Below are 25,361 nucleotides of genomic sequence, written 5' to 3' on the forward strand. Positions count from 1 at the left end.
CCCTCACGACCGGATGGCTCAACGTGCGAGCGGCCGAGTGGCGGTGCACGGTGTTCTGGTGGCACGTTCAGCACCGAAGATCCGGGGTCGTAAGAAGAAGCTGCGATACGAGGACATCACCGTCGTCGACCGGTCGATGCTCAAGCGCGCGGTGGGTGCCGCCGCGCTGGGCAACGCCATGGAGTGGTTCGACTTCGGCGTCTACGCCTATATCGCCGACACCATTGCCGAGGTGTTCTTCCCGGCCAGTGTGTCTCCTGAGGTTCGGCTGATCGGAACCTTCGGGGCCTTCACCGCCGCCTTCCTCATGCGGCCGCTCGGAGGGCTGGTCTTCGGGCCGCTCGGGGATCGGATCGGGCGGCAGAAGGTGCTCGCCGTCACCATGATCATGATGGCCGTCGGGACGCTCTGCATCGGGTTGATTCCGTCCTACGCCACCATCGGGGTCTGGTCGCCCATCCTGCTCGTGCTCGCGCGGATGGTGCAGGGCTTCTCCACCGGCGGGGAGTACGGGGGCGCCACCACCTTCATCGCCGAGTACTCGCCGGACAAGCGGCGGGGGTTCATGGGTTCCTGGCTCGAATTCGGGACGCTGTCCGGGTACGTGCTCGGGGCGTCGGTGGTGACCGGGATGAAGGCCTGGGTGCCGCACGAGACGTTGCTCGACTGGGGCTGGCGCGTTCCGTTCCTCGTGGCCGGGCCGCTCGGCATCATCGGGCTCTACATGCGGCTGAAGCTGGAGGAGACTCCCGCCTTCCAGAAACACGCCGAGGAGGCCGAGAAGCGGGGGAAGTCCGGGGAGCCGTTCTGGAAGATGTTCACCGAGTACTGGCCCGCGCTGCTCGTGTGCATCGGCCTGGTGCTCGTGTTCAACGTCACCGACTACATGCTGCTTTCGTACATGCCGACCTACCTGTCCGAGCAGCTGCACCTCGACGCCACCCACGGGCTGCTGCTGATCATCGTCGTCATGGTCGTGATGATGCTGATCATCATGGCCGGCGGCCGGATCACCGACCACGTCGGCCGCAAACCCGTGATGATGGCGGGCTGCCTCGGGTTCCTCGTGCTGTCCTGGCCGCTGATGCTGCTCGTCCACGACGGCGGCCTCGTCCTGACGTTCCTCGGGCTGATGGGGCTCGGCCTGCTCCTGCTCTGCTTCGAGGTGTCGATGCCCGCGGCGCTGCCCGCGCTGTTCCCGACGGCGATCCGGTACGGCGCGCTGTCCATCGCGTTCAACATCTCGGTGTCGCTCTTCGGCGGCACGACCCCGCTGGTGATGCAGTCGCTGATCTCCGCGACCGGCCACGACTACTGGCCGGCCTGGTACCTGATGGCGGCGGGCGCGATCGGCGCCGTCGCGGTGTACTTCAGCCGCGAGACGGCGAACAAACCGCTGTGGGGCTCGGGTCCCGCGGTGTCGACCGAGGCCGAGGCGCGGGAGCTGGTCCGCGGCTCGGGCTAGTTCGCCGCCGTCCGCCACTCGTCCCAGGACAGCTGCCAGACGCTCCAGCCGTCGGTCGGCTCCAGCTTCGGGCCGCCGCTGTTCTGCACCGTCACGACGTCGCCCTTCTTGGACGTGTCCATCAGCCACTTCGTGTTCTCGGTGGACAGGTTCAGGCAGCCGTGGCTGACGTTGCTGTGCCCTTGCTGCCGCACCGACCACGGCGCGGAGTGGTAGAAGATGCCGCTGTAGGAGAGGCGGACGGCGAACTGGACGAAGGTGCTGTAGCCGCCGGGCGCGTCTTCGGGCACGCCGTAGGTGGCGGAGTTCATCGTGTAGCCGGTGTGCTCGCTCATCACGGTGTAGGTGCCCTGCGGCGTGTTGTGGCCGGGCTTGCCCATGGAGGTCGGCATGGTCTTGACCTCCTTGTCGTTGATGGTCACCGTCATCTGGTGGGTCCCCCCGTCGGCGACGGCGACGAGCTTGTCACCGACGGCGCCGCTGACGCGCTTGTCCTCGCGGCCGTAGCTGCCGTTGCCCAGCGGCTTGCCGTAGACGGCGGCGTCGACCTTGATCTTCGTGCCGCTCTTCCAGTACTCCTTCGGCCGCCAGGTCACCTGCTTGTCGCCGGACCAGCGGAAGGCCCCCTCGGTGGCCGGCTCCGCGGTGACCTTCAGCGCCTTCTCGGCCGCGGCCTTGTCGGCGACGTTGCCGGTGAAGGTGAAGATCAGCGGCAGCCCGACCCCGACGGTCTCACCCTCGACGAGGTTCACCGAGACACCGAGCTGCCGGGCGGGCCGGACGGTGCTGAAGGCCGACTCCGACGTGACGGGCTTGCCATCGGTGCCGGTGGCGGTCGCGGTCAGCCGGTAGGTCTTGTTGTAGCCGAGCGGCTCGGCGGAGTCCCACCCGGAGCCGTCGGCCCGCGGCTTCCCGGCCACGGCCTTGCCATCGGTCCCGGTCAGCTTCACGTCACCGACCTTCCCGTCGGCAACGGTCACGCTCACCGGCTCCCCGGGCGCAACGTCCTTGGCGTCCTTCGCGGGAGTCAGGGTGAGCACGGCAGGCTTCGGGGCGGGCTTGGGCGGAGCACTGCTCACGGGAGCCGTCTCCCGCGGAGATTCACCCGAAGGGTTACTACTGCACCCGGCCACCGTGAGCCCGATCACCCCGGCGGCCACCAGCAGCCGCATCGTCCTACCCCGCATGCCCACCCGCCCGTTTAGCCGTCGATGTCCGACTACAGTGTGCCCGACCAGCCGGGACGCGTGGGCGGCAATGCCCGAAGCCGCTTGGGGGACCCCCCTGAAACGGGCCTCGGGAGGGGTGCTAATCTTTTCCACGTCGCCGAGGGAAACCCCGGCAGACACCAGCGCCATTAGCTCAATTGGCAGAGCAGCTGGCTCTTAACCAGCGGGTTCGGGGTTCGAGTCCCTGATGGCGCACAGTCGGAAAGCAAAGCCCACCAACAGATTCCCTGAATTTCAGGGTCGCTGTCGGTGGGCTTTGTTGATCTGTGGGTCCGCGCTGGGGCCGCTGTGGGGCCGGCCCAGGGTTCCGCCAGTGTGAATGAAGCGCGGACCGCGTCCGACCGCTCGACGTCGCCCTTGCCGGGCAGACCTCGCACCTGACCTGCAGATCTTCCGCCCCCGGTCGTAGCCGGCGCGGCGAACCAAGCTCGCGGTTGCCTCTGCGCAGGCCTGGGCCAGCGAGGGGAGCACGCTGGTGTAGGTGTCTGCCGTCAGGACGATGCTGGCGTGACCGTGTGGGTGCCGAAAATTACGTCCATGCACGTCAAGCGACATGTCTGTACTCATGGAGGACTCCGCCGAGGCGGTCCTGCCGGCGGATCACGAGGCGTTCGATCCGCTCGGGTTCAAGGGCCTGAGGCCGGGCTCGCAGGGGCGCTCCGGCGGCCAGCGATCGATGGGTTCGATGCAGGTTGTAATGCCGCTCGTACTCGCGCAACGCGTGCCGGAGGTGGGCCTCGTTCCAGATCAACGTGCGGTCCAGCAGTTCGGCCCGCAGCGTCTTCACCCAACGTTCCATGATCGCATTCATCCGAGGCATCCGGACGCCAGTCAGCACAGTGGCGATCTTGGCGTCGCGGAGGATCTCATCGATCAACACGGGGTACTTGGCATCGCGATCGCGGATGAAGAACCTCATCCGCGCGACGTTTCCGGCATCCGCTAGGTCCATCAACAGGTTGCGGACAGCCTGCGTCACCCAGGCATGGGTGGGGTGCGCGGTGGTACCGAGAACGCGGACCCGCCGGCCCGCGTGGTGGATCGCAGCGAGGATGTACTGCCGCTGCCCGGTAAGGGTGACGGTCTCGATGAAATCCATCGCCAGAATCGCCTCCGCCTGGGAGCGCAGGAAGTCAGCCCACCTGACGGTCGCCCGTTGCGGCGCCGTGTCGACACCATCGGCCTTGAGAATCTCCCACACGGTCGAGGGAGCGATCCTGACACCAAGCAGGGCGAGTTCGCCGTGGATGCGTCGGTAGCCCCACGAGGGGTTCTCGGCCGCCAGACGGAGGACGAGGCGACGGATCGAGGTGAGAGTACGCGGACGCCCCGGCCCTCGGTTCACGCTCACGCGGGCGTGACGGTGTTTCACCAGGTCGCGATGCCACCGCAGCACCGTGTCCGGGGTGACCATGAGCCGGAGTCGGCGCAGCACCCCGCGGGACAGCGGCGCCAGCAACGCTGCAAGGAACATCCTGTCCTCGGCACGAAGTCGCGGGCGCTGGTCACCGAGCTGTCGTTGCAAGATGGTCAGTTGGTGGCGCAGGGCGAGGATCTCGACGTCCTTCTCGCGGTCGGTCATCGACAGTAGCCGCAACACAGCGAACACGTGGACAACGGCGAGATAGACGAAGCGAACCAACACGAGACGCGATCATGCCGGACCGCGAGCGGTCACCCGCCGATGCCCCTTGACCTGCACGGATGCATTTCTCGGCACGTACAGGGTTGCCTGACGGGGTCGATCGTGTTCCAGGTGATCGACAGATCGTCGAACTCGTAATGGTTGACCTCGGCCTGCTCACCGTCAAAGTCCAGCAGGACCGGGCCATCGGCGAACCATTCGTCGGCGTCGAGGTCCCACAGCAACCAAACATGGCGCAGGCGACGGCCAACCAACGCGCGCAGCCGCCGGCCATGGGCGACGGTGATGGCTTGGCACCCGCTCAGCCAACGAGGCTGATAGCCCCGGATGTCGAAATAGGACACCGACAGATTCCTCCTGCGCCGAAGGCAAGTTCCTACCAGCTTCGTAAGCAGCCAAGGCCACCTTGACGACCGCTCGGTTCCCGAGCCACCCGCGCGGTGACGAACTCTGTCGGGATTGTGAACTTCACCAAGTCATCGCTGCTCATGGCTTGATCAGAACTCCGTTGACCGTCCCGTCACGTACGAACATCTGATGCGTCAGTTTGTCCGCACCGTCGACCAACCACTCAGAACGACCGAGCACACCGTTCACCTATCCATGGGCTTGGATCAGCACGCGTTCGACACCGTCCCCGCCAACATGTCGGAACACCTTTCCAAAACGGTTCGTGATTTCGCGGATCATGTTGTCCGCACTGGCCTTGTCGATCGCCGCACCGCCGAGCAAGAGCAGGTCCTCGGTCGGTGCGCGCGCCGGCGTTCGCGGATCCGAGAATACCTCAACCATGCGTGGCAAGTCGCTCACGCACCGCCTCCCTAACACGGTCCCAGGAGTCGTTTCGTAGACTTTCCAGGGTCTCACGAGAAGTATTCTTATGCATGGCAACTCGCATCCTGATGGATTCGTCATCATCCACCGATAGCCGCGCAAGAAGTATCGGCGTCAACTTTCGCTTCATCACTACCGCATGCCTGACCCTGACATCGGAATCACTAACAAGAACTTCGAGAACCTCGATGGGTACAGTTTTATTTTGCACCACCCATACCCGCGCGTCTGGGTATATTTCAATGATTTCCATCCATACCGCAAGTGGAGCACTCTCACTCGCAGCCCTGCCATACTCTTCCGGATCCTCACTGTAGCGTAACCTAATGAACTCATCGGCCGAAGTGATGGCCACTACTTCAGACCTTTCAGATTTGACCAAGGGATGAAGAACCCCGTGGCACCCTTCCTTTTCCCTTCAACGTAGTTTCCATACTTATCGACATCCGCGATCCATTGCGATCCCTTGCTGTTCTCTTCATAAACCTTGAAAGCAACGGGAGTGCGACCATGCCCCGCCATGTCCGCAGTCCACCAGGTGCCCGTCTGACGCACTCTTGTAGAACGTTGTGTTGAATGGCCCCCCACGCTTCATCGCGGTCGCTCCGTCTTTCGTCAACCGCCACAGCGTCCTGCCATTTTCGGCGGCGTCGCCCACCTTCGCGGCCTGAGCGGGCGTGGTAGCAGCCTGGCGAGGGCAGAGAGGATCGCCCGGTCTGGCCAGTAGGACGGGGCTGCCGGCTTGGCAACGCAGCACGGCGACCTCGTGCCGTAGCGCCAGCACCTCGGCGATCAACACGGTCCTGTTGCCGGCGAGCATGCCGGGGTGCCGCTGGTGACGAACGTCAGGTCACGGCTGCAGCGTCGAGTTCTGGTACGGTACATGATCCGTCGCTTCGAATAATCCAGCCGCTGTTGACCTGTGCCGTCCTGTCCGACCCGCTGCTGCACCCTAACCTCGACGCTAAACCGAGATGGTGGTGCGCTGTCCGTCGCGGCGCCTGTCGTGCGAAGCGCCTGCCAACGCGTGACCATCCGCCACTCCGTGCCTACAGGAATCGACGCCGAGGGCATTCGGCGAATTCACCGGCGTCCTGGGTGATGACGGCGTCCCGTGCGGCAACCGTCGAGGAGCACGGCTGCGACGCCGACGATGAGAAGTATCAGGACGTGCGGGCGATCCAGGCCACCTCCCCGAGGTTCGGATCGCGCCCAAGAGCCCGCCAAGCCGACATGACCGCCTCGACTGCCCCCCGAGTCTCCCACGGATCAAAGGTACCCGTCGTCTCATCGAGGTCGCCGATGGCGGCGCCTGCAGCCACCAGCGCCTCCAACACAGCGGCGGCGATCTCACGTATTTGCGCATCGCCTGCTTCCGGGAGTGCGCGCCGGATATGCCATGGCAGCGTCCACAGGCCCACATAGTCGTCATCAAGTTCTCGATGGACCAGAATAGCCACTGAAGCGGCCACAGTCATGTCATTGGTCATGGGTTGAACTTCAGCTTCCTGATATCGAGGCCAGGGATGTTCACGTCGATCGTGGCAGCGGTGTCCGGGCTCCGGGACATGACCGTCCGAAGTTGCACGAACCCGCCGCCATTCGGCAACTCTACACGTGTCAGTTTGGAGTTCTGGGCGACGACCGTGCCGCCGTGGCTGAGTTGCTGGAACATTGCCTCGACATCGGACAGACCACCCGTGATTTCACGGATCGTGTCGTCCGTCCCAGCCTTGCCGATCGCCACCCCGCCGGGCCGGAGCAGGTCGTCGATCGATCGCGTCCCGGCTTTTGCGGCAGCCTCGCCCGCTTTCGCGGCTTTCGCGGCTTCTTCGGCGGCCTTACCCAACTTTCCCATGCCGCCACCCGGCACTACCGAAGCAGCCACGCCAACACATGCTTCAGCCTGTCCAGTCGCACATTCAGGAATGTCAGCCAGGAAGACATCGTAAATGAGACCCGCTAATCCACTGAGCTTACCCCCCAATACGCATTTATCAAGAGGTCCTCCCAGGATGTCACAGACCGTCGATTTCCCCACCGGACTTTTATTGGCGAAGTCTGTCGCTTCTTGCCACGTGAATGCACTGGACCCTTCATAGCCAAGAGAACGAAAGTCCTTGAATTGTTCCTTAGACAACCCATGCCCGAGTGCTGGTGTCGCAAGTAGTTCTTCGCGCTGGGAGCGCTGACGCTGTGCGGGGGCGCGTTTCCAGTTGGTCTTGACGCCTGCGTTGTAGTTCCGGGCCCGGGCCGCCTTGGCTGGGCTCATGCTGGCGATCGCGTCCTGGCCGATCCAGGCGGGGCGGCCGTCCATCTGGATGATCAGACCGCTCGGGTCGCTGAAGTTGATCGGCGAGTTGTTGGCGTAGCTGTAGCCGTTGATCTGCTGAGGATCGGCGGGGTTCAGGATCGGGTCGAGGGAGACGAACCGGCCCAGGTCGGCGTCGTAGTCGCGGGCGCCGAGGTGGGTCAGACCGGTGGCTTGGTCGATCGTGCCGCCGACAAACCCGCGTTCACCAGGCAGCTCGCCGTTCGTTCCGCGCGGGGTCCCGAACGGGGTCTGCCGTCGCTGCTGGACTTTCGGCTCGGCGGTGTCGTCGGTGGCGTTGATCGCGATCTGGGTGGTGCCCTGGTGGTCGCCGGCCAGCCAGCTCAGCTTCCCGCCGGTCCGCACCGCGACCGTCGCGCCGCCGTGGCTGTAGTAACGGGTTGTCTTCGCGATCCCAGACTGTTTTTCGACCCGGACCTCCTGCTCGCCCAAGTACAGGGTGGTGCCAGTGGGGTCCCGGCGGATCAGTCGGCCACCGTCGGCGTCGTAGAGGAAGCTGGTCTGCGAGCTGCCCTCGGTGACCGTGCTGAGCCGACTCTCCGTGTCCCAGTCCAGCGTCTGCTGCGCCGTGGCGCCAGGACGGGTCTTGGTGTTGCCGACCTGGTCGTAGGTGTACTGGGTGGTGCCGGCGGAGCCGGAGGAGGTGATGGAGCTCGGAACGTGCGGTTTCGGCGTTCCGGGCGCCGAATAGGTGTAGCGGCGGGTGACATCGCCGCTGGCGTTGTGCTGGGTGTCTGTGGTGCGGTTGCCGGACTTGTCGTAGGTGAAGGATTGCCAGTAGCGGGCCGGGCCGCCGAGCCCGGTCGTGGCCGGTTCGGTGCTGCACGGTTCGGTGGCCGGTGTCCAGGCTTCGGTGAGCCGTTGCAGGTAGTCGTAGCGGAAGCACTGGGTGTCGGCGGGTTGGTCGAGTGGGGTGTTGGCGATCGAGGTGATGGCGCCGGCCGGGTTGTAGGTGTAGTGGTTGTCGGCCTGCATGACGTGGGAAAGTTCGGCGTCGACGACGGTGCGGTCCAGCCGACGGGTGTTCTTGTCGTAGAAGGCCGACAGCCAGGCGCGGTGACCGGTGACGCCGAGCTGAATGCGCTGCAGCTCCCCGTACTTGGTGTAGTCGGATGCCGTGACGTATTCCTGGGTGCCGTTGTTGATTCCGCCGCTCGTGGTGAGCGCGTTGCCCAGGTCGTCGTGGACGTAGAGCATGCTTTCCACGGGGAGGTCCCCGGCTTTCGGGATGCTGGCGCCGCCCAGAGTGCCGTCTTCGGCGTAGGTGGTGTTCGTCAAGTAGGTGCCAGCCAGCTGGGTACCCTCGCTGTCAGGGATGACGGTGCCCAGGATGGCGGGCTGGCCCAGCGGGCTGTACGCGTACACCTTTTTGATGTAGGCGTTGCCGTTGACCCAGCGGGTCGACGACGCAGGCTGCCCGACACCCTTGTACGCGGTGTCGTAGCCCCATTCGGCGAGCTTGGGCCCAGTGGTGCTGCCCTGGTAGAGCCCGGTTCTGCGGCCGAGGTGGTCGTAGCTGTAGGCGAGCGTGACGTTGCGCGCGTCGGTGCTGGTGGCCAGCTGGTTGAGCTTGTCGTAGGTGTAGGTCGTGGTTCCGCGGTCGGGGTCCACGGTCCGGCTCAGCGAGCCGTGCAGGTCGTAGCCGTAGGACCAGTGGTTGCCGCTGGAGTCGGTGAGTCCGGCGAGCTGACCGGCCGGGGTGTAGGTGTAGGTCGTTTCGTCGTAGTCACCGGTCGGCTCGGCGCCGTGGTACTGGCGGAGGTTGCGGGCGTGGCCACGAGCGTCGGTGATCGTGGTGGTCGGGGTGCCGCCACCGGGCGGGGTGACACTGATCCGGTCGCCACCGTAGGTCGTGGTGGCGCGCCAGCGCTCGTTGGCATCGGTCTTGTAGATGGCCGCGATCGGCCGTTCCGCACCGTCGAACTCGGTGGCGGTGAAGCCGGGGATCTCGGTGTCGTCGGCGACCCACAGGTCGGTGTCGACCGGCTGGTCGTTGTAGAACGGCTGGGTCGTCTTGAACGTGCGGCCGTGTGAGTCGTACCGGGTGTCAACCAGCAGTCGCCCACCGCCGGGTGCCGGGGTTTGGACTTGCCGGGTGCGGTAGAGGCTGTCGAGGATCGTGGTCGAGGTGGTGAAGTTGCCGTTGGGGCCGACCCGGGTGGTGGAAACGGCACTGGGCTTGTCGTTGCGGATGTCGTAGGCGAACCGGGCGGAGCCTTGCGGGTGGGACGAGCGGGCCCGGTTCGGCGCCCAGACCTCGGTGGTGCGTCCCAGTGCGTCGTACGTGGTCTCGGTGACCCAGTTGTTGAGGTCGGTGACGGTTCGGGGCGTCCCCCACGCGGGCTCGTAGACCCTGGTGGTCTTCTGGTTGAGGGCGTTGGTGAGTACCAGCTGGGTCACCGGTCCGCCGGTCGTCGGCGTGTAGGTGGACTTCGTCGTGTTCCCGTCCGCGTCGGTGACCGCGGTCGCGCGCCCGTGCACGTCGTAGCTGGTGGTGGCGACGGTCCGGTACTGCGGGGTGGCGCCGTCGTAGTGGTCGATTTCTTCCGCGAGGGTGATGTCGCCCTTGGTCGGAGGTGTGCCGTTGGGCTGCGGTGTGCCGTCGCTGCGCGTGTCGTAGGAGGTGCGGGTGTCGGAGATCGTGTCGCGCGGATACTGCGGGGTCTGGCCGCAGTTGACGGCGGTGGTTTCGACGCGCGAGGCGAACTGCATCAGCCACAGGGCGGTGTTCTGCGCGTAGATCGTGGTCGTGCACTGGTCGTCATCGGCGACGTTGATGTCACCCAGGTCGTTGACCTTGGTTGGCAGCCCGTACTGGTTGTACTCGGTGGTGACCTTGGTCGTGCGCCATCCGCCGACGGCGAGCGCGGTGAAGGTGCGTTCAGTGCCGGTGTGGACGAGGTAGGCGTTGAACGGTCCTCGGGTGGCGGTGGGGCCGGTCCAGCTCGGGTCGGTGACGGACTTGCTGACGACTGGCCCGTTCTCGCCGTTCTTCGTGATGCTCTCGAACGAGAAGCCGCGCAGCCAGTCTTCGTCGGCGTGCGCGCCGCCTTCACTGTCGGACAGCGTGACCGAGCGGGTTCCGTTGTTGGGGAGTTTGTCCCCGTTCATGCCGCGGTAGTAGCGGCTCTCAGCGTAACTGGTGGGACCGGTGAGGTCGTCTGACTTGCCAGTGCGGACGATGACGCGGCCGAAGCCGCGGAAGTCGTCCCAGGTCTTCTTGTCCTCCGGTGTGAACTCGGAGGTGCTGAAGTGCCATGCTGCGCCGTCGGGGTAGTCGTAGTTGGTGACCTGCTCAGCGCTGGAGCCGATCCGATCGGATTGGACCACCGAGGCAACGACGTACTTGTTGAAGTAGTCCGTGCGCTCGGCATAGTTCCGCTTCGACCAGGTTGCCGGGTAGCAGCGCTTGGAGTTGGTCTCCGGCTTGTCCGGCAGGGCCCCGGGGCCGCAGTCGGGTGCCGCGTAGTTGATGGTGGTGACGCCGCCGGATTCGGACACGATGGCTGAGAGCCGGTAGCGGTTGAGCGGACCGATCCCGTCGGACACGTCACCCTTGTCGGCCCGGTTGGCCAGCTTCTTGCCCTCGAACGTGACGGCCGGCAGCGTGATCGGGGTACCGACCAGGCCGGTGTGGGTGATGCCCTTCAGCCACAGCGCGGCCTTCTCGCCGTCACCCGGGTCGGGGAAGGTTTGCTCGAGCGTCCAGCTGTCGACGTCGGCGTAGTCCGTACCCTTGCGGACCTTGGTCGTGATCTTGGCGAGCCGTTTGGTGGACCAGAACGTCGGGGAGTAGTGGTCCTTGCAGCCGGTCGCTCCGCAGCGGTCACTGAGCGGGACATCCGGCCAGTTCTCCGGATGGTCGAAGGTGCACAGGCTACTGCCGGGCACACAGCGATCCGCGGTGACGAACACGACCTTGCCCGACGCCGGCGCGGTGTCATTGTTTCGCAGCCCGTACTGGACCTCTTTGAGGGTTCCGCCGCGGACATACGACACCGGTGTGTCCTTGACGTTCTGGCCGTAGGTTCCGGTCTCGACGTCGTAGGTGTAGAGGATCATGTTGCCGTGCCGGTCGACGACCTTGTCGAGGTTCCACCGGTAGCCCTGAACACATGCGGAGTTCTCGAACTTGCCATCGGCTGCGTGGCACGGCTCACCCGCGTCATCGCCGTAAACCGGCACGGTCCAGGTCGAGTTCGCACCCGAGGTGACGCCGAAGAAGTACTGGGTGCCATCGAGCGTGGTGATCTTCCACGCTTCGCCGTCGTGGGCGCCGTTGCCCGCGCCGGTGAGGTGTTCGATGCGGGCGCCGTTGTCGGACTTCTGGCGCCAGACGTTCTTGGCCGTGTCGTGGATCAGGGGGCCACCGTTGCCGTTGTAGGAAGCCGTGGCGTTGTCGCTCTTCCAGCACAGGTCGCCCACCTGCGGTGGTGTGGTGCCGCCTTCCTTGTCGTCGACGCACGATCCATAGGTGCGTTCGATGAAGCCGGGGTTGAGCTCCCAGCCGTCGCCGATCCAGGAGGCCTGGTTGTTGGTCGCGCTGGTGCGCCCGTCGATTGCCGCCGAGTTGTAGCCGAGCGCCAAGTCTGGAGCCAGGCCGCCTGCTGCGGGCGGCACGCGCAGCGGATAGGACCAGGTGAAGTCACCGGTTTGCTCCGAGACGTCCCAGGTCGCCGAGGGTGACAGCGAGGTCGCCTTGCTCGTTCCGCCCCCGTCCGGAGCAGTCGATCCACTCGCCTGGTTACCGCTCAAGGCGTGCGCGCTCGCTTCGTCCGGCGCCCGGGGCGTCATGGTCTGCTTGGTGACGGTCGTGGACGCCGTGTCCGGCAGCGGGACGCTCGGGCCGATGGCGGCGTTCGCGATGCCGGTTGTGCTGACCATCGTCATCACCAAGGTGCAGGTCAGCACCATGGTGAGCGTTCTCGGACGGCTGAAGGCGGCCGGTCGCATCGTTCCTCCAGGGACGGTGAAAGGTGGGGTGAGCCCGGAGTGGACTCGGGGATGCGGTCGTGCGACCGATCAGCCCGGAGGTGCCGGGAACGCCGGCGAGACGGCGGGCAACGTGGTGAAGGTGTAGCCGAGGAGGGTGTCGACCGTGCCGCCGTAACAGCCGCTTGAGTTCGCGGTGATGGTGTCGACGCCGGGAAAGACGCAGCGGTTCCGGCATCGAAGTGCCAGTCACCCGCCGCTGCCTCGTCGACATCCGCCGCCACCTTGCGGACCTCACCGTCGCTCAGCGCTCGACCGAACACGCGGACGTCGTCGATGGGGCCGGGGAAGAACCCCGTGTCGGAGCCGTTCCACTTGCCGCTTCCGAGGGTGAACGGGCCGGCGGCACTGGTCAAGGTGACACCGACCTGGACTGTGGTGAGTGCTCCGTTGACGTAGAGCTTGACGACGTGTTGCGCCGCGTCGTAGCTCATCGCGAGGTGGGTCCACTCGTTCGTGACCACCGCGACGTTCGACACGACGGCCGTGACAGCCGGATTGTTCTGATCGGACTGCGGGACCACCACCGCCCATTTGTGCAGCGTGCCGTTGTACTGCACCTGGAACCCGCTGACCGCCGCGCCGCTCTGGCCGAAGACGGTGTAGTTGGCGCCGTCCGCTTTCGACAGCACCGTCCACGCGGAAATCGAGAAACTCTGGCCGGTGTTGACGACTTGCCCGGACGTGACGGCGTGTCCCGTGATGCCGTCCAGCCAGGCTCCGCCACCGCTGCGGCCTCCGGCCCACCGGTAGCCCCCGGACAAGACGGCGTCATGACCTTGGCCGCTCATGTCCTGGACCCGTGCCGCGCCGACATTCTCATCGAAGCCCCACTTGGCGACGTTCGCGGTCGGCAAGGTCGCCGGGCTCGTGTCCAGGGCTGGGTACGAGCCGTAGAGCGAGGAGATGTGGTCCCGGTCCAAGGCACCCGCGTAGAGGCGGACGTCGTCCACGGAGCCGGGCCAGAACTGCGCGGCCTGGCCCGCTTCCTTTCCACGTCCGAACGCGGCACCACCGGTGGCCTGCCAGGCCGCGTTCACAGTGCCGTCACCGACCCGCTCGCCGTCCACGTACAGCCACGTCTTGTGAGACTGCTTGTCGTAGACACCGGTCAGGTGCGTCCACGTGTTGATCTCGGCGGACAAGGTCGACACAGCCGCCCTCGTCACGACGGCGTTGTCGCTGTCGGACTCGGCCATCTCGAACACCCACTTACCGCAGGCATTCGAGTCGCCTGGCATGCCGTCGAAACAGAACGCGCTCATGTCATCCGCAACGTGCCCGAGGCGGAACTTGCTGGCCCGATTTCCATCGACGCTGACCGCGGTGAACTTCGATACCACGTCGCTCTTGCGGTCGAGATAGACCCACGCAGACACGGTGAAGCTGTCGTCGGTGCGCAGGTCGACGCCGGTGGTGGAGACGGCACCGGTACTGCCGTCGAGCTTCACGGCGTTGCCGACCCGGCCTGGCATCAGCTTTGCCCCGGTGCTGCCGAGCGTGCCGGGCCGCGCGCCGATGGAGTCGGCAGTGTTGGTCCCGCTCGATTCGTCGAACTGCCAGTCGTGTACCAGGGCGAGGTCGCGGCCGGCCATGGTGCGGATCTCGTCGGTGAACAGGGCGCGGCTGTAGACCTTGACGTCGTCGGCCGCACCGACCAGCTGGTTGGCCCAGTTTCCGGCCCACTTCGCGCGGCCGATGTCGAATTCGCCGGTGGCGTTCCACGGCGTGCTCATCGTCCCCGTTGCCGAGAGCGTGCCGTTGACGAACAGCTGCATCTCACCGGTGGAAGCGTTGTAGGTCGCGGCGAGGTGGGTCCAAACCCCGGTCTGGACCGGCTGCGCCGACCGCACCCTGGGCGTCGAGGACGGGGAGTCGGCGTCGCTGCCGTTCATGCCGAACGCCCACCGGTCGTCGGTGGATCCGCTGTAGCCGAGGGTGAACACGGAGGTCCGGGTGCCGTTCTGGCTGGCGACCGCACCCCAGTCCGCGGTCTTGCTGCCCAACTTGACCCAGGCGGTGACCGAGAAACTCTTCCCGGAGTCAACGGCCGGAGCCGAGCTGATGTAGCCAATGGAGCCGTTGAAGCTCGCTGCGAGATCGCCCGGGTCCGGGTTGTTGGTCTGGCCCGGCGCCCAGTCGACACGGCCGTTCACCGTGCCGTTCTTTCCGTTGCCGGAGGTGTCCTGGGCGTTGCTGTCGAGTTTCCAGGTCGCCGCGGTGACGTCGTTCTGGGCTACGATGCCCTGGATTTCGTTGGCGGCCAGCGGGCGGGTATAGGCGCGGACCTCGTCGATGTCGCCTGACCAGAAGCCGGTGGCTGCGCCGTATTGCCCACGACCGATCACGAACGGCCCGTTCGCCGTCCATGGTGTCGTGGGCGCGGCGGCGGTGGCGGCTTGGACACCGTTGACGTACAAGGTAACGGTCTTGGCTGTGCTGTTGTAGACGCCAGTCAAGTGCGTCCACACCCCGGCCTGGACGGAGCCTGCCGCCGACCGCGCGTCGAAAGGTGTGCTGCTGGTGGCGTCGACCGAGTTCATCCCGAAGATCCACGAGCCGTTGGCCTGCTTGAGGTGCAAGCCGCTGACGGTCGTTCCGTCCTGGGTGACGGCCGCCATGTCCGCAATCTTGCTCGGCTTGACCCACGCTCCGACGGTGAAACTCTGATCAGTCCGCAACGCCGGGCCGGAGGTGGCGGCATAGCCTCGGGTGCCATCGAAGCTGGCCGCTCCATTGACTGCACCGGCCTGCGTAAAAGTCGCGCCCGGCTGCAGGACTGCCATTTCGCCGCCCGCGGTGGCGTTGCGGGCGGTTGTGCCGCCGGTTTCGTCGAAGTTCCAGTACCCGCTGGTGACGTTGTCGCGGGTCACGATCGATTTGACCTCGGCGTCGTTCAGCGCGCGGTCGTAGGAGCGGACCTCGTCAACCGCGCCGGGCAGGTAGCCGCCGCCGACCGCACGGCCGACGGCGAACTCGCCGGCCGCCGCCCACGGCGTGGTCCAGGGCTGTGTTCCAGCGAGATCGCCGTTGACGTACAGCCGGATCTGCCCGGCCGCGGCGTCATACACACCAGCCAGGTGGGTCCATGTTCCGACCTGGGCCGGCTCAGTGGACAAGACAGTGGTCGTCGCCGCGGAAGGGCTGTCCGCAGTCCGCAGCGTGAAGGCCCATTTGTCGATGCCGCTGCCGGGGTAGCCGAGGGTGACCATCGAGGCGGTCGTGCCGTTCTGGCTCAACAGCACCGACCAATCGCTGGTCTTCCGGGCGAGATTGACCCACCCGGCGAAGGTGACACTCGTCCCGGTACTCGCCGAAACGGGGGCGGTGGCGTAGTCGTCGACGCCGTCGAGGCCGATCGCGGAACCGATCGCGCCCGGGGTGTAGGCCGGGTTGCCGTGCAGGGTCGCATCACGGAACCCGAGGGTTGCGGTGTCCTTGGTGTTCCCGTCGAACGACCATTGGGCCAGCGGCCCGTTCCCCGCCCGTACGTAGAAGTGGTACACCCTGTTCGAGCTGCGGTGACCTGCCCGATCGACGCTCTGCACGAACAGGTCCCGCGGTCCGTCACCGGGCGGGGTCAACTTTACCGATGCCTTGCCGCCCAGTGCGTCGGCGTCGACCGATGTTGTCGGCGGGTCGTTCCAGCCGTACAGGAAGTGATCGACGTCGGTTACACCGTTGGCGCCGAAGGTGAACGTGTCGGGTACGCCCACCCCGCCGTGCCACAGATTGTCTTCGCGGTACAGCGGTGCCGACACGACCGGTGGCTTGTCGACGCCCACTTGGTCGACGATGAACGGGCCTGGCCCGTTGCGCCAGTCGCCGCCGTCGCGGCCGTCGCTCCCCCACGCCGTCCAGGTGATCCGCTGGCCGTCGCGGCTGCGCAAATCCACATCGGTGCTGAAATACGCCCCCGAGGCCTGGTTCGGTCCGACGTCGCGGTGGTCGGTGCTCGGTCCTCCGTAGATGTCCCAGATGGGGTGGAGCTGGTCGTTGGCGTCCGGGTCCGACAGGCGGGTCAGCAGCCGGATCGAGTTGTCCGCCACGTACGGGACGCCACCACACCAGCGGCACGGCGTCGGCAGCGGCGGGTCCGTCTTCATGTCGTACGGCGGGTTCGGACGAGTGTTGTACCAGACCCGCAACAACGTGCTCGGCACATCGAACCGACGCCAGTCGGCGGACTCGGACTCGTTCGCCGCGCGCATGAAGTAGGTCGAGACGCCGCCGGGGTTGATGTTGCCCGCCTGCGGACTGAATCGGACGCTCTGGTTGCCCCCGCAGCTGTCACCGCCGCTGACCCCGGCGTCCGCCACCCAATGCCCGGAGGGCATGTTGTTCCAGCTGGTGTCCCAGCCGAGACCCCAGTCGGCGTAGTACAGCTGATGGGTTGCGGTGGCACACTTCGGCCCGTGCACCACCGTGGTGTCGAAGGCCGTGCTCGTGATCGCGCGGCCGGCCAGGAAACTGGTGTCGAACTGGAAGTACGTGCGGGCGATCTTGATGCTGTTGCAGCTCGAGCCGTAGCACTGTCCGGACTTGGCCCAGGCGTCGCCGTCGTTCGTACCGTTGACGTAGCTTTGCTTCGGGTATCCGGAGAACACCTTCGCCCACATCGACTGGTTCCACGACTTCATGTCCGGGTCGACCACGACGGGGAACCGGGTCGCCGGATCTTCCAGCATCGCCATGTCCGGCTTCAGCCGCAGCGTCGAGCCGTCCACCGTGACACCCACGCGGGCCGGAGCAACCTCGGGGCCGCGGGAATCCCACATCGACGCCGACGGCGACACGAACACTGATTTCCCGGCATCGTCGAGCGCCCGCAGCCGCCCTTCGGCATCGGTGTCGACCCGCAGGCCATCCGTTTTGAGGGTAAAAGCGACATTGCGCAGCGCAGGGTTTTTCGCCGCCGTCTTGTCTCGGACGACCAGGTGCTGTTGGTACCCGTCGACGTGTGCCCGCATCACCAGGTCCACGCCAGGCAGCACATCACGGTACGTGGCAGCACCGTCTTGAAGTGCCGGCTTCGGCAACCGTCCCGGCCACGACAAGCTCATCCGCTTGCCGTCCCGCGCGAACTCGACCAACGGCGCATCGCCACCGGCGGAAAAAGCGAGATCCCCGACTGTCGCTTGAGGACGGATCAACCCCCCTGCTGAGGGTGCGAGCGTCGTGTCGACCGGAACCCACTTGTCACCACGCCGTATCCGCGTCGGCACGGCAGACAGCTCAGCGGACAGCAGCCCGTTCGGCCCAGCGAGCACCCGCTTGGTTTCGGTGGTCAGATTCGCCACTTCCACCGGCGTCCCCTGCAGCCGCGCGGCCGCGAACGCCGCGGCTTCGTCCGGAGCGGAGGCGACTGGAACAGCAGTCGGACCAGCGGGCTCACTGCCCGTCACGACTATTAGCACACCGGTCAGGACAACCAAGACCAGGCAAAGCGCGCGCAGCTTGAAGCCACGCGCCAGCTCACGACGCACCACGGCAGAGGACCCCCTCGGTCCGGTCGACGCGCGTCCCCGACGCCACGCAACCACAAAGTAAGGAGAACAATTCACGATCATCAAGGCTCGGCAAAAGCCGCCAACCAGGTGATCGATCGCATGTTCGAGTTACCGCGACGATCACTGGATGGCGTTTGCCCGTTTTGCCAGGTTCCAACTGTTGAGTGGTCCCAGGCAGGAATGAGGGGCGACCACCATCTCCACGTCGTGACGAACTTCGTTCGTCGTGCTCGCACAGTAGAAGTCGCCGTCAGCCGCCTCGGCCAGGCGCTGATCGGGCCAGGGCCTCGGCAACAGACCAACGTACCCGCGACGAACTGGCCGCTGATGTTGTCACGCTACGGCGCCAGTGGCCTGCCGAAGCACTGACTGAGTCGGCGGTCTGGGTCTGGGCAACGCCAGCCGGACGCACGGTGACGGCTGCGACGGCCAGCGCCTGCAGCAGGACCCGTCCCCCCTCCGACCCGCCGACCACGGACCCACCGCATCGAACAACACCGGATCGCGCCCCTCGCTCGGGCTCAACACAGCAACCGACCTCCCGGCAACCCGCACCCACGCCCGCCGCCATCAACCTGCGCGGATACATCCGACAGAATCCGGCACGCACGTGCCCGAGAAGTGCCCGAGAGGTCCCGCACACGGCGACAGAACGCGGCACAGTCCGGCACAAGTGATGTCCAGTGACCAGCCGAAAAGGTCTTGTCCGACATCACTCGGCACCGCCCGACACCCCAAAACGCGTTCTCTTAACCAGCGGGTTCGGGGTTCGAGTCCCTGATGGCGCACCCTCCACCACCCCAGGTCGATCCTCATTGACCTGGGGTTTTGTGGTATCCGGAATCACTTCGTCCACTTCGGCTCTGTCCATTGTGGTGCGAATGCGCGGTATCACCGCTTCTTCACGTCCTCGGCCACGGCTGCGCGCCCGCTCATCCGGTACTTGGCCAGGATATTGCGCACGTGGGTCTTCGCGGTCTGGAGGCTGATGCCGAGCTCGCGGGCGATCTGGTCGTTCGACATGTTGCCGGCCAAGAGGACAGCGACACCCTGCTCCGCGGCGGTGAGGGACCGGAACCGTTCCTCCGGACCGTTGTCGATGTCGAGGGTGAGCTCCACGAGGTCCGACTGAAGCTGCCGGCAGCCGGCGACGATCCGCTGCAGGGCTTCACGCATCGAGCCGGCGTCCGGCGTGACCAAGGCGTCCTGCGCGAGCTGCCGCACGCTCGCGACGCGGGACGAGAGCAGCTCCACGATGGGGTCGGCGGTGATCAGCGACGGTGTGTCGTCGACGCCTGCCGGCAGCCGGCGGACGCTCGGCTCGTGTCACCCGAGGCGACGCCGGCGTGGAGCGCGGCACCGTGGGGCCTGCTGCGCGGCGGGGCCGGCGACGCTCGCCACCGACGCCGCGTTCGATTCGGAAGCCACGCACAGGACCGCCGTCGTCACCGCGAGCGGGCTATCGACCGGGAGACCCCGCTTCTCTTTTTGCGCGCGCGAAAAGAGACAGTTCTTGTCACCACGTACCCCCTGGCAGCAATAGCCGATCCGCGGTTACGCCATCCGTCGCAATCCGCCGATTGCCGCGCAGGCATTCGGCCCAGCGTTGCGGCTAAGCGGTCCGATCATCCTGTGCAGCAGGTACTGCTCCACCCTTTCGGGCAGGCGAACGTGCCCGAAAGGGACACTGACAGGTCTTCGCCCCCCGCGGTACCGTGATCACATGGGCACTGATCGTGACCGGCGCGGGGTTTCGGATCACCAGATCCACCGGAAACCCGAAGTGCGGCGAGCAGAATTGCCGGCGCCGGACGCGGCGAACCTGCTGCACCTCCAGCGGACGGCCGGCAATTCCGCGCTGGCGAACTCGATTTCCCGGTTGCGCGATTCCGCCGAGGTGGCCGGGCCCGCGGTGCAACGGTCGGTGGCCGGTCCCGGGGGAATTCTGCGGTCCCCCGTCGAAATCTTCGCGTTGCTGGGCGTCGCAGCCAAAGACGAATGGGAGACCGCCGCGGCCAAGTCGATGATCGACGACCACATCGTCCGCACCGCCACCACGGCGGCAGGGTTGGACGGGGTCCGGTCGAGCCTGGCCGAGCGGGTCAAACTGGCCCAGGCGATCATCTCCATCGCGAACAACGGAATCCTCACCAAAGAAGACCGCGAACGGAAGCAGATCCGCGCCCAGCAATCCATCGACATGGAAACCGCTCCGACGGCGAGCAAGATCAGCGTCAGCCAGTCCGAGACCGGCGCGACGCAGGACGCCACCCAGGTGGCGGGCCTGCTCGAACACCAGGCCATGAGCGTCCGGATGGAAAAGTACGTGGAAGAAGGCGGCCGGCAGGTTCCGGAGAAGTGGCAGCGCCCCGACTCGTTCCGGCCGGACGAGACCGGCCAGGCCAAGACGTCCATCGCGGCCGACCTGGAGATGCCCCTCGAAGCCTACGAGGAGGAGCGCAAGGGTTCGCGCCGGCACGCGACGCTGGAATACCTGGCCGTCATGAAATCGCGTGGCGAAAGCGCGGGGCTGAAGAAACTCCTGGCCGAGCGGGCCGCCAATTCGGCCATCTTCGGCGGGCCGACCGAGACGACCGACGCCGGCAACCGGTCGACGTTCGCGGCGATGGGACTCGATCGGCCCAAGGAGGGTTCGCACGAAGTGCGGGTGAGCCGCTCCATGCCGGCCGGCGCGCTGGAGTTCATCCTCTTGCCCCGCTGCCTGTACGCCTTCGACAGTTTGCTCCGTGCGCACATCAAAACCGACCTCACCCTGCACTACGTCGACGGCACGCACCAGGTGAGGGTCAGCTGGGTGCCCATGATCGGCATGCCGCAGCTGAGCTTCGAAATCGAATCTCCGGACTGGAAACAGGGGCTGAAAGAGATCCTGGAAAAGGAAAAGCGGATCTTCGCCCACGTGACCCGGCCCCTGCAGGAGCCCGCGCCACCACCGCCCCTGCCGCCCCGGTTCATGACGAGCAAAGCCATGAAGCCGCTCACTCCGGAAGAATTGCTGCTGGCCGCCAAGGTCATGGGCAAGAGGCGGGCGGAAAGGCTGCCGTCGCTGGGCATGCTCTAGCCACCACCGTTGGGGAATGACTTCCCGGAACCGGCGGCAACCAGCGAAGTCCTGTCATCGCCGGCTCGCGAAGATTGACTCTTACGGACGTGAAAGATCGGCGCTAGGGTCTTGCTCGCCATAGGCGAGGCCGGCCTCGATGCGCCGTCCCGGTACCCAGTGCACGGCCGGGGCGGCACCGCAGGGAATTGCGTGGTGCGATTCGGCTCCGCACGCCTGAAGTCCCTGTCTCCGACCGCCACGAGGACCCGATCGATGTCAGTGCAGTCACCCGCTCCCCACCACGCGAAGCGCCTGCCGGTGGGCCGAACCCTGCTCGTGCTGCCGGCCGCCGCCGTCGTCACCGGTGGGGTGTGGTGGTGGACGACGGCCACCGCGCCCGCGGCGGAACGGATGTTCGTGACCTGGTACGGCGGGGTGGCGGCCGCGGTGGTGTGCGCGACGGTCACCGTCGCCGCGTACTGCGTGCGGGCGGCGCGCCACTTCCGGAGCCGGATCGCGGTGCTGGACGGGGAAGTCGCCCGGCTCGCCGACGACACGCTGCCCGCCGTGGTCCGGCGGGTGCGCGACGGGGCGTCGGCGGACACCGCCCTCGCCGAGGTGCCCGGCTCGATCGACGGCGCCCACCGGCGGCTGCTGGAGACGGTCGCGCAGGAGATCGGCCGGGGCGAGCGCATGCGCGCGGCCACGATGGCGGCCTGCGCCAACGCCGCCGGCCGCGTGCAGGCACTGGCCACCAGCATGCTCGCCGACCTGCGGGAGATGGAAGGCCGGTACGACGAAAACGTCCTCGGCGACCTGCTCGACCTGGACCACAGCACCGCGCAGGCGGGCCGCTTGGCGGACAGCATCGCGGTGCTGACCGGAGCGCGTTCCGGCCGGCGCTGGACCAAGCCGATCGTGATGGAAAGCATCCTGCGCGGGGCGATGGGACGCATCAGCGCCTACCAGCGCGTGCGCACGCACTCGACCAGCACCGTCGCGATCGCCGGGTACGCCGCCGAAGGCGTCATGCACGCACTGGCCGAACTGATGGACAACGCCACCAGCTTCTCCCCGCCTTCGGAGGACGTGCACGTGTACGTCGAGGAGGTCCAGGCGGGTGTCGTGGTGACCATCGAGGACAGTGGCCTCGTCATGAGCCCCGCGGCGCTGGAGCGGGCCGTGCGGGCGGTTTCTTCCGAACCGCTGGACCTGACCACGCTGTCCGGAACCCGGCTGGGGCTGGCCGTGGTGGGCTGTCTGGCGCGCAAACACGGCTTGAGCGTGCACTTCCGGCCGTCCGCGCGGGGCGGCACCGGAGTGGTGGTCATGATCCCGCGGGAGCTGATCACCCAGCCCGGACCGGACGCCCCGAGCCCGGCGGAGGTGGGCACCCCGCCCGCCGGAGAGCCGCCCGCCGAACCCGCGGCCGCCGCGGCCACGGCCACATCCAAGGTGGAGACCACGTCGTCCGGGCTGCCGCAGCGGCGTCGCGGGCAGACGCTGGCGGCCGCGCCCAAGCCGGTGCCGCCGCCGGCGCCGGGTCCCGCACGGGCCCGGGCCGACGCGGGGGCGAAGTTCAGTGCGTTCCACGCGGCCGGCCGGGCAACCCGCCTTTCCGCTCCCTCGGAGGACAGCCGATGAACACCACAGAGCACGACCTGGACTGGTTGCTGGAAAACCTCCTGAGCAAGACGCCGGGCACCCGCCACGCCCTGGTGCTGTCCAAGGACGGCCTCAAGCTCTGCCACACCCGCGGGCTCACGATCGACCAGGCCGACCAGCTGGCCGCCATCGCTTCGGGCATCCAGAGCCTGGCGTACGGCACGTCCGTCGAGTTCGGCGACGGGACCGGCGGCGTCCGGCAGTCCATGACGGAGTTCCACGGGGGGATGCTGTTCATCGTGGAGGCCGGCGAAGGAGCCCACCTCGCCGTGATCGCCGCCGACGACGCGGACGTGGGCGTCATCGGCCACAACATGAACGAGCTCGTCGAGCAGCTCGGCGAGCACCTGACCGCCCCGCCGCGCCTGCAGCCGCAGCACCCGGCCGGATGACATGACCTCGGACGACCTCCACCGCGAGGACCCGGACCGGTTGTACACCGTCACCGGTGGGCGCAGCCGCGCGAACGAAAGCGCACTGGACCTGGTCACGCTGATCGTGAGCGAATCCGATCCGGTCCCCGGCATGCAGTCCGAGCACGGCAAGATCCTGCGGCTGTGCCGGCACCCGACGGCGATGGTGGAGGTCGCCTCGGAGCTGGGCCTCCCGGTCAGCGTCGTGAAGATCCTCTTGTGCGACTTGCTCGACACCGGGCGGATCACCGCCCGTCATCCGTCCGCGGCGCCCGTCGACACCGATCTGCCCGATCTCGACACCCTGAAGCAGGTACTCGTTGGACTGCAGAAGCTCTGAGCAAGAAGCCCGCACCCCGCTGCCGGGCACCGCCGCGGAAGGGCTGAAGATCGTGATCGTCGGCGGGTTCGGGGCCGGCAAGACGACCATGGTCGGTTCCGTGAGCGAAATCCGCCCGCTGAGCACGGAGGAAACCATGACGCAGGCGGGCGTCGGGATCGACGACGGCGCCTCGCCCGGCAAGACCACCACCACGGTCGCGTTCGACTTCGGGCGGATCAGCCTCAACGAGCGCATGGTGCTGTACCTGTTCGGCGCGCCGGGCCAGGAACGGTTCTGGTTCCTCTGGGACCGCCTGTTCACCGGCACCCTGGGCGCCGTCGTGCTGGTGGACACCCGCCGGCTGGCCGATTCCTGGTACTCCATCGACCGCCTCGAGCACCACGGGACGCCGTTCATCGTCGCCCGCAACAACTTCGGCGAGCCGGAGCACACGTTGGAGCAGGTGCGGCAGGCTCTCGACCTGTCCCCCGACGTCCCGCTGATCGACTGCGACGCCCGGCGGCGTGACTCGGGCAAGACCGTCCTGCTCACCCTCGTCCACCACCTCGTCGCCTTGTCCTCCGCCCGGGAGACCACGCCATGACCACCGCCCAGCCCGCAGCCGCCACGCCGCTGTACGGGCCGCAGTTCCAGCAGAAGTCCGCCGATCTCTACGCGCAGATGCGCAGCACGCACGGGCCGGTCGCCCCGGTCTTGCTCGACGGGGACGTGCCGGCGTGGCTGGTGCTGGGCTACCGCGAGGTGCAGTACGTCGTGAGCCATCCCGAGGTCTTCGGGCGCGACTCACGGCGCTGGAACGCCTGGGACCGCGTGCCGCCCGACTGGCCGTTGCTCCCGCTCATCGGGTACCAGCCCACGATGATGTTCGCCGAGGGTGCCGAACACCGGCGGCGGGCCGAGGCGCTCGACGACGCACTCGGCGCCGTCGACCAGTTCGACCTGAGCGCGCGGGCCCAGCAGGTCGCCGACGAGCTCATCGACGCCTTCGCCGGATCCGGCGAGGCGGACCTGATCACCCAGTACGCCGACGGGGTACCGCTGCCCGTCGTCGCGCGGATGATCGGCGTGCCGGAGGCGGAGACCGCCGACCTGGTCCGTGACGTCTACCGGACGCACGCCGCCGGGGCAGGCGCGAACGACGCCTACGCGCGCGTCCGGGAAAGGGTGCGGCGCATGGTCGGGGCCAAACGACGCGCTCCCGGGCCGGACGTCACGTCGCGGCTGCTGGCCCACCCGGCCGCGCTCGCCGACGACGAGATCACCGAGGACCTGCTCCACCTGATGAACGCGGGGCAGCTGCCCACCGCCTACTGGATCGGCAACACCCTGCGGCTGATGCTCACCGACGACCGGTTCGCGATGACGTTGTCCGGCGGCCGCCGGAGCGTCGGCCAGGCGCTGACCGAGGTGCTCTGGGAGGACACGCCCACCCAGAACTTCCCCGGCCGGTTCGCCGTCCACGACCTCCGGCTGGGCGGCAGGCAGATCCGCACGGGCGACCTGCTCATCCTGGGCCTCGCGGCGGCCAACCGGGACCCGCTGGTCCGGCCGGTCCCGCACGCGTCGACCGGCAACCAGGCGTACCTGTCGTTCAGCCACGGCGATCACCGGTGCCCGTACGCGGCCCAGGAAATCGCCAAGGTCATCGCCGAGGCCGCGATCGAGGTTCTCCTCGACCGCCTCCCGGACGTGGTCTTGGCGGTGCCGGCCGACGCGCTGGAGTGGCGGCCGTCGCCGCTGTTCCGCGGGCTGGCGGCGCTGCCGGTGCGGTTCACCCTGGCCCGGTGATGCCCGGGCGGCGGTAGCCCGCCCGGCGGTGGCCGTGGCATCCTGGCCTCCGATGCGAGCGACGGCGTCCACAGCCGGGGG

General features: G+C 67.0%; 15 protein-coding genes and 1 tRNA gene. 8 read left to right on the forward strand and 8 right to left on the reverse strand.

Annotated features, from left to right (window positions below; all coding sequences use genetic code 11):
- The first annotated feature begins 37 nt into the window (after positions 1-37).
- Positions 38-1,465, forward strand: a complete 1,428-nt coding sequence (proP, locus tag Q5425_RS26395; protein WP_308674997.1) for a glycine betaine/L-proline transporter ProP — start codon at positions 38-40, stop codon at positions 1,463-1,465.
- Here the strand turns inward: proP and Q5425_RS26400 are convergent.
- Positions 1,462-2,652, reverse strand: a complete 1,191-nt coding sequence (locus Q5425_RS26400; RefSeq protein ID WP_308674998.1) for an Ig-like domain-containing protein — start codon at positions 2,650-2,652, stop codon at positions 1,462-1,464. The two genes, proP and Q5425_RS26400, sit on opposite strands and share 4 nt — an antisense overlap.
- A 164-nt stretch (positions 2,653-2,816) precedes the next feature.
- Between Q5425_RS26400 and Q5425_RS26405 the strand changes: the two genes are divergently transcribed.
- A tRNA-Lys gene (locus tag Q5425_RS26405) sits at positions 2,817-2,889 on the forward strand.
- 349 nt (positions 2,890-3,238) lie between these two features.
- Here Q5425_RS26405 and Q5425_RS26410 read toward each other — a convergent pair.
- From Q5425_RS26410 to Q5425_RS26440, 7 genes are all read right to left on the reverse strand, one after another.
- Positions 3,239-4,339: an integrase core domain-containing protein gene (locus Q5425_RS26410; protein WP_308674999.1), complete on the reverse strand. Its 1,101-nt coding sequence runs from the start codon at positions 4,337-4,339 to the stop codon at positions 3,239-3,241.
- Between the two features lie 29 nt (positions 4,340-4,368).
- A complete protein-coding gene (locus Q5425_RS26415; protein WP_308675000.1) occupies positions 4,369-4,683 on the reverse strand; it encodes a hypothetical protein in 315 nt (104 codons plus the stop codon).
- A 253-nt stretch (positions 4,684-4,936) separates the two neighbouring features.
- On the reverse strand, positions 4,937-5,149 hold the full coding sequence (locus tag Q5425_RS26420) for a hypothetical protein (protein ID WP_308675001.1): 213 nt from the start codon (positions 5,147-5,149) through the stop codon (positions 4,937-4,939).
- Positions 5,150-6,336: 1,187 nt separating this feature from the next.
- Entirely contained in the window at positions 6,337-6,663 is a 327-nt protein-coding gene (locus Q5425_RS26425) for a hypothetical protein (protein WP_308675002.1), read from the reverse strand.
- Complete coding sequence (locus Q5425_RS26430; RefSeq protein WP_308675003.1) at positions 6,660-12,458, reverse strand: RHS repeat-associated core domain-containing protein; 5,799 nt, start codon at positions 12,456-12,458, stop codon at positions 6,660-6,662. Before Q5425_RS26430 ends, Q5425_RS26425 begins: the two co-directional genes overlap by 4 nt.
- Complete coding sequence (locus Q5425_RS26435; RefSeq protein WP_308675004.1) at positions 12,410-17,983, reverse strand: LamG domain-containing protein; 5,574 nt, start codon at positions 17,981-17,983, stop codon at positions 12,410-12,412. The genes Q5425_RS26430 and Q5425_RS26435 overlap by 49 nt, the downstream gene beginning before the upstream one ends.
- Positions 17,984-18,898: 915 nt before the next feature.
- On the reverse strand, positions 18,899-19,261 hold the full coding sequence (locus Q5425_RS26440) for a LuxR C-terminal-related transcriptional regulator (protein WP_308675005.1): 363 nt from the start codon (positions 19,259-19,261) through the stop codon (positions 18,899-18,901).
- Between the two features lie 544 nt (positions 19,262-19,805).
- Between Q5425_RS26440 and Q5425_RS26445 the strand changes: the two genes are divergently transcribed.
- The 6 genes from Q5425_RS26445 to Q5425_RS26470 all read left to right on the forward strand — a co-directional run bounded on the left by Q5425_RS26445 (position 19,806) and on the right by Q5425_RS26470 (position 25,280).
- On the forward strand, positions 19,806-21,089 hold the full coding sequence (locus tag Q5425_RS26445; protein WP_308675006.1) for a hypothetical protein: 1,284 nt from the start codon (positions 19,806-19,808) through the stop codon (positions 21,087-21,089).
- A 255-nt stretch (positions 21,090-21,344) separates the two neighbouring features.
- Positions 21,345-22,715 (forward strand): ATP-binding protein, encoded by a 1,371-nt coding sequence (locus Q5425_RS26450; protein WP_308675007.1) that lies wholly within the window; start codon positions 21,345-21,347, stop codon positions 22,713-22,715.
- Positions 22,712-23,128, forward strand: coding sequence for a roadblock/LC7 domain-containing protein (locus Q5425_RS26455; RefSeq protein ID WP_308675008.1), 417 nt, complete (start codon positions 22,712-22,714; stop codon positions 23,126-23,128). The genes Q5425_RS26450 and Q5425_RS26455 overlap by 4 nt, the downstream gene beginning before the upstream one ends.
- Before the next feature lies 1 nt (position 23,129).
- Complete coding sequence (locus Q5425_RS26460; protein WP_308675009.1) at positions 23,130-23,489, forward strand: DUF742 domain-containing protein; 360 nt, start codon at positions 23,130-23,132, stop codon at positions 23,487-23,489.
- Between the two features lie 52 nt (positions 23,490-23,541).
- The gene (locus Q5425_RS26465; protein WP_308675083.1) at positions 23,542-24,075 is read left to right on the forward strand and encodes an ATP/GTP-binding protein; all 534 of its coding nucleotides are present in this window, start codon (positions 23,542-23,544) and stop codon (positions 24,073-24,075) included.
- Entirely contained in the window at positions 24,072-25,280 is a 1,209-nt protein-coding gene (locus Q5425_RS26470) for a cytochrome P450 (RefSeq protein WP_308675010.1), read from the forward strand. The genes Q5425_RS26465 and Q5425_RS26470 overlap by 4 nt, the downstream gene beginning before the upstream one ends.
- Positions 25,281-25,361: the final 81 nt, after the last annotated feature.

This window comes from Amycolatopsis sp. A133, from assembly GCF_031082405.1.
Lineage (GTDB): Bacteria > Actinomycetota > Actinomycetes > Mycobacteriales > Pseudonocardiaceae > Amycolatopsis.

What these genes read in the sequence shown, in the direction of transcription:
- Q5425_RS26400 (WP_308674998.1), bottom strand. Translation starts at nt 2,652, where the DNA reads ATGCGGGGTAGGACGATGCGGCTGCTGGTGGCCGCCGGGGTGATCGGG.
- Q5425_RS26425 (WP_308675002.1), bottom strand. Translation starts at nt 6,663, where the DNA reads ATGACCAATGACATGACTGTGGCCGCTTCAGTGGCTATTCTGGTCCAT.
- Q5425_RS26430 (WP_308675003.1), bottom strand. Translation starts at nt 12,458, where the DNA reads ATGCGACCGGCCGCCTTCAGCCGTCCGAGAACGCTCACCATGGTGCTG.
- Q5425_RS26450 (WP_308675007.1), top strand. Translation starts at nt 21,345, where the DNA reads ATGTCAGTGCAGTCACCCGCTCCCCACCACGCGAAGCGCCTGCCGGTG.
- Q5425_RS26455 (WP_308675008.1), top strand. Translation starts at nt 22,712, where the DNA reads ATGAACACCACAGAGCACGACCTGGACTGGTTGCTGGAAAACCTCCTG.
- Q5425_RS26460 (WP_308675009.1), top strand. Translation starts at nt 23,130, where the DNA reads ATGACCTCGGACGACCTCCACCGCGAGGACCCGGACCGGTTGTACACC.
- Q5425_RS26470 (WP_308675010.1), top strand. Translation starts at nt 24,072, where the DNA reads ATGACCACCGCCCAGCCCGCAGCCGCCACGCCGCTGTACGGGCCGCAG.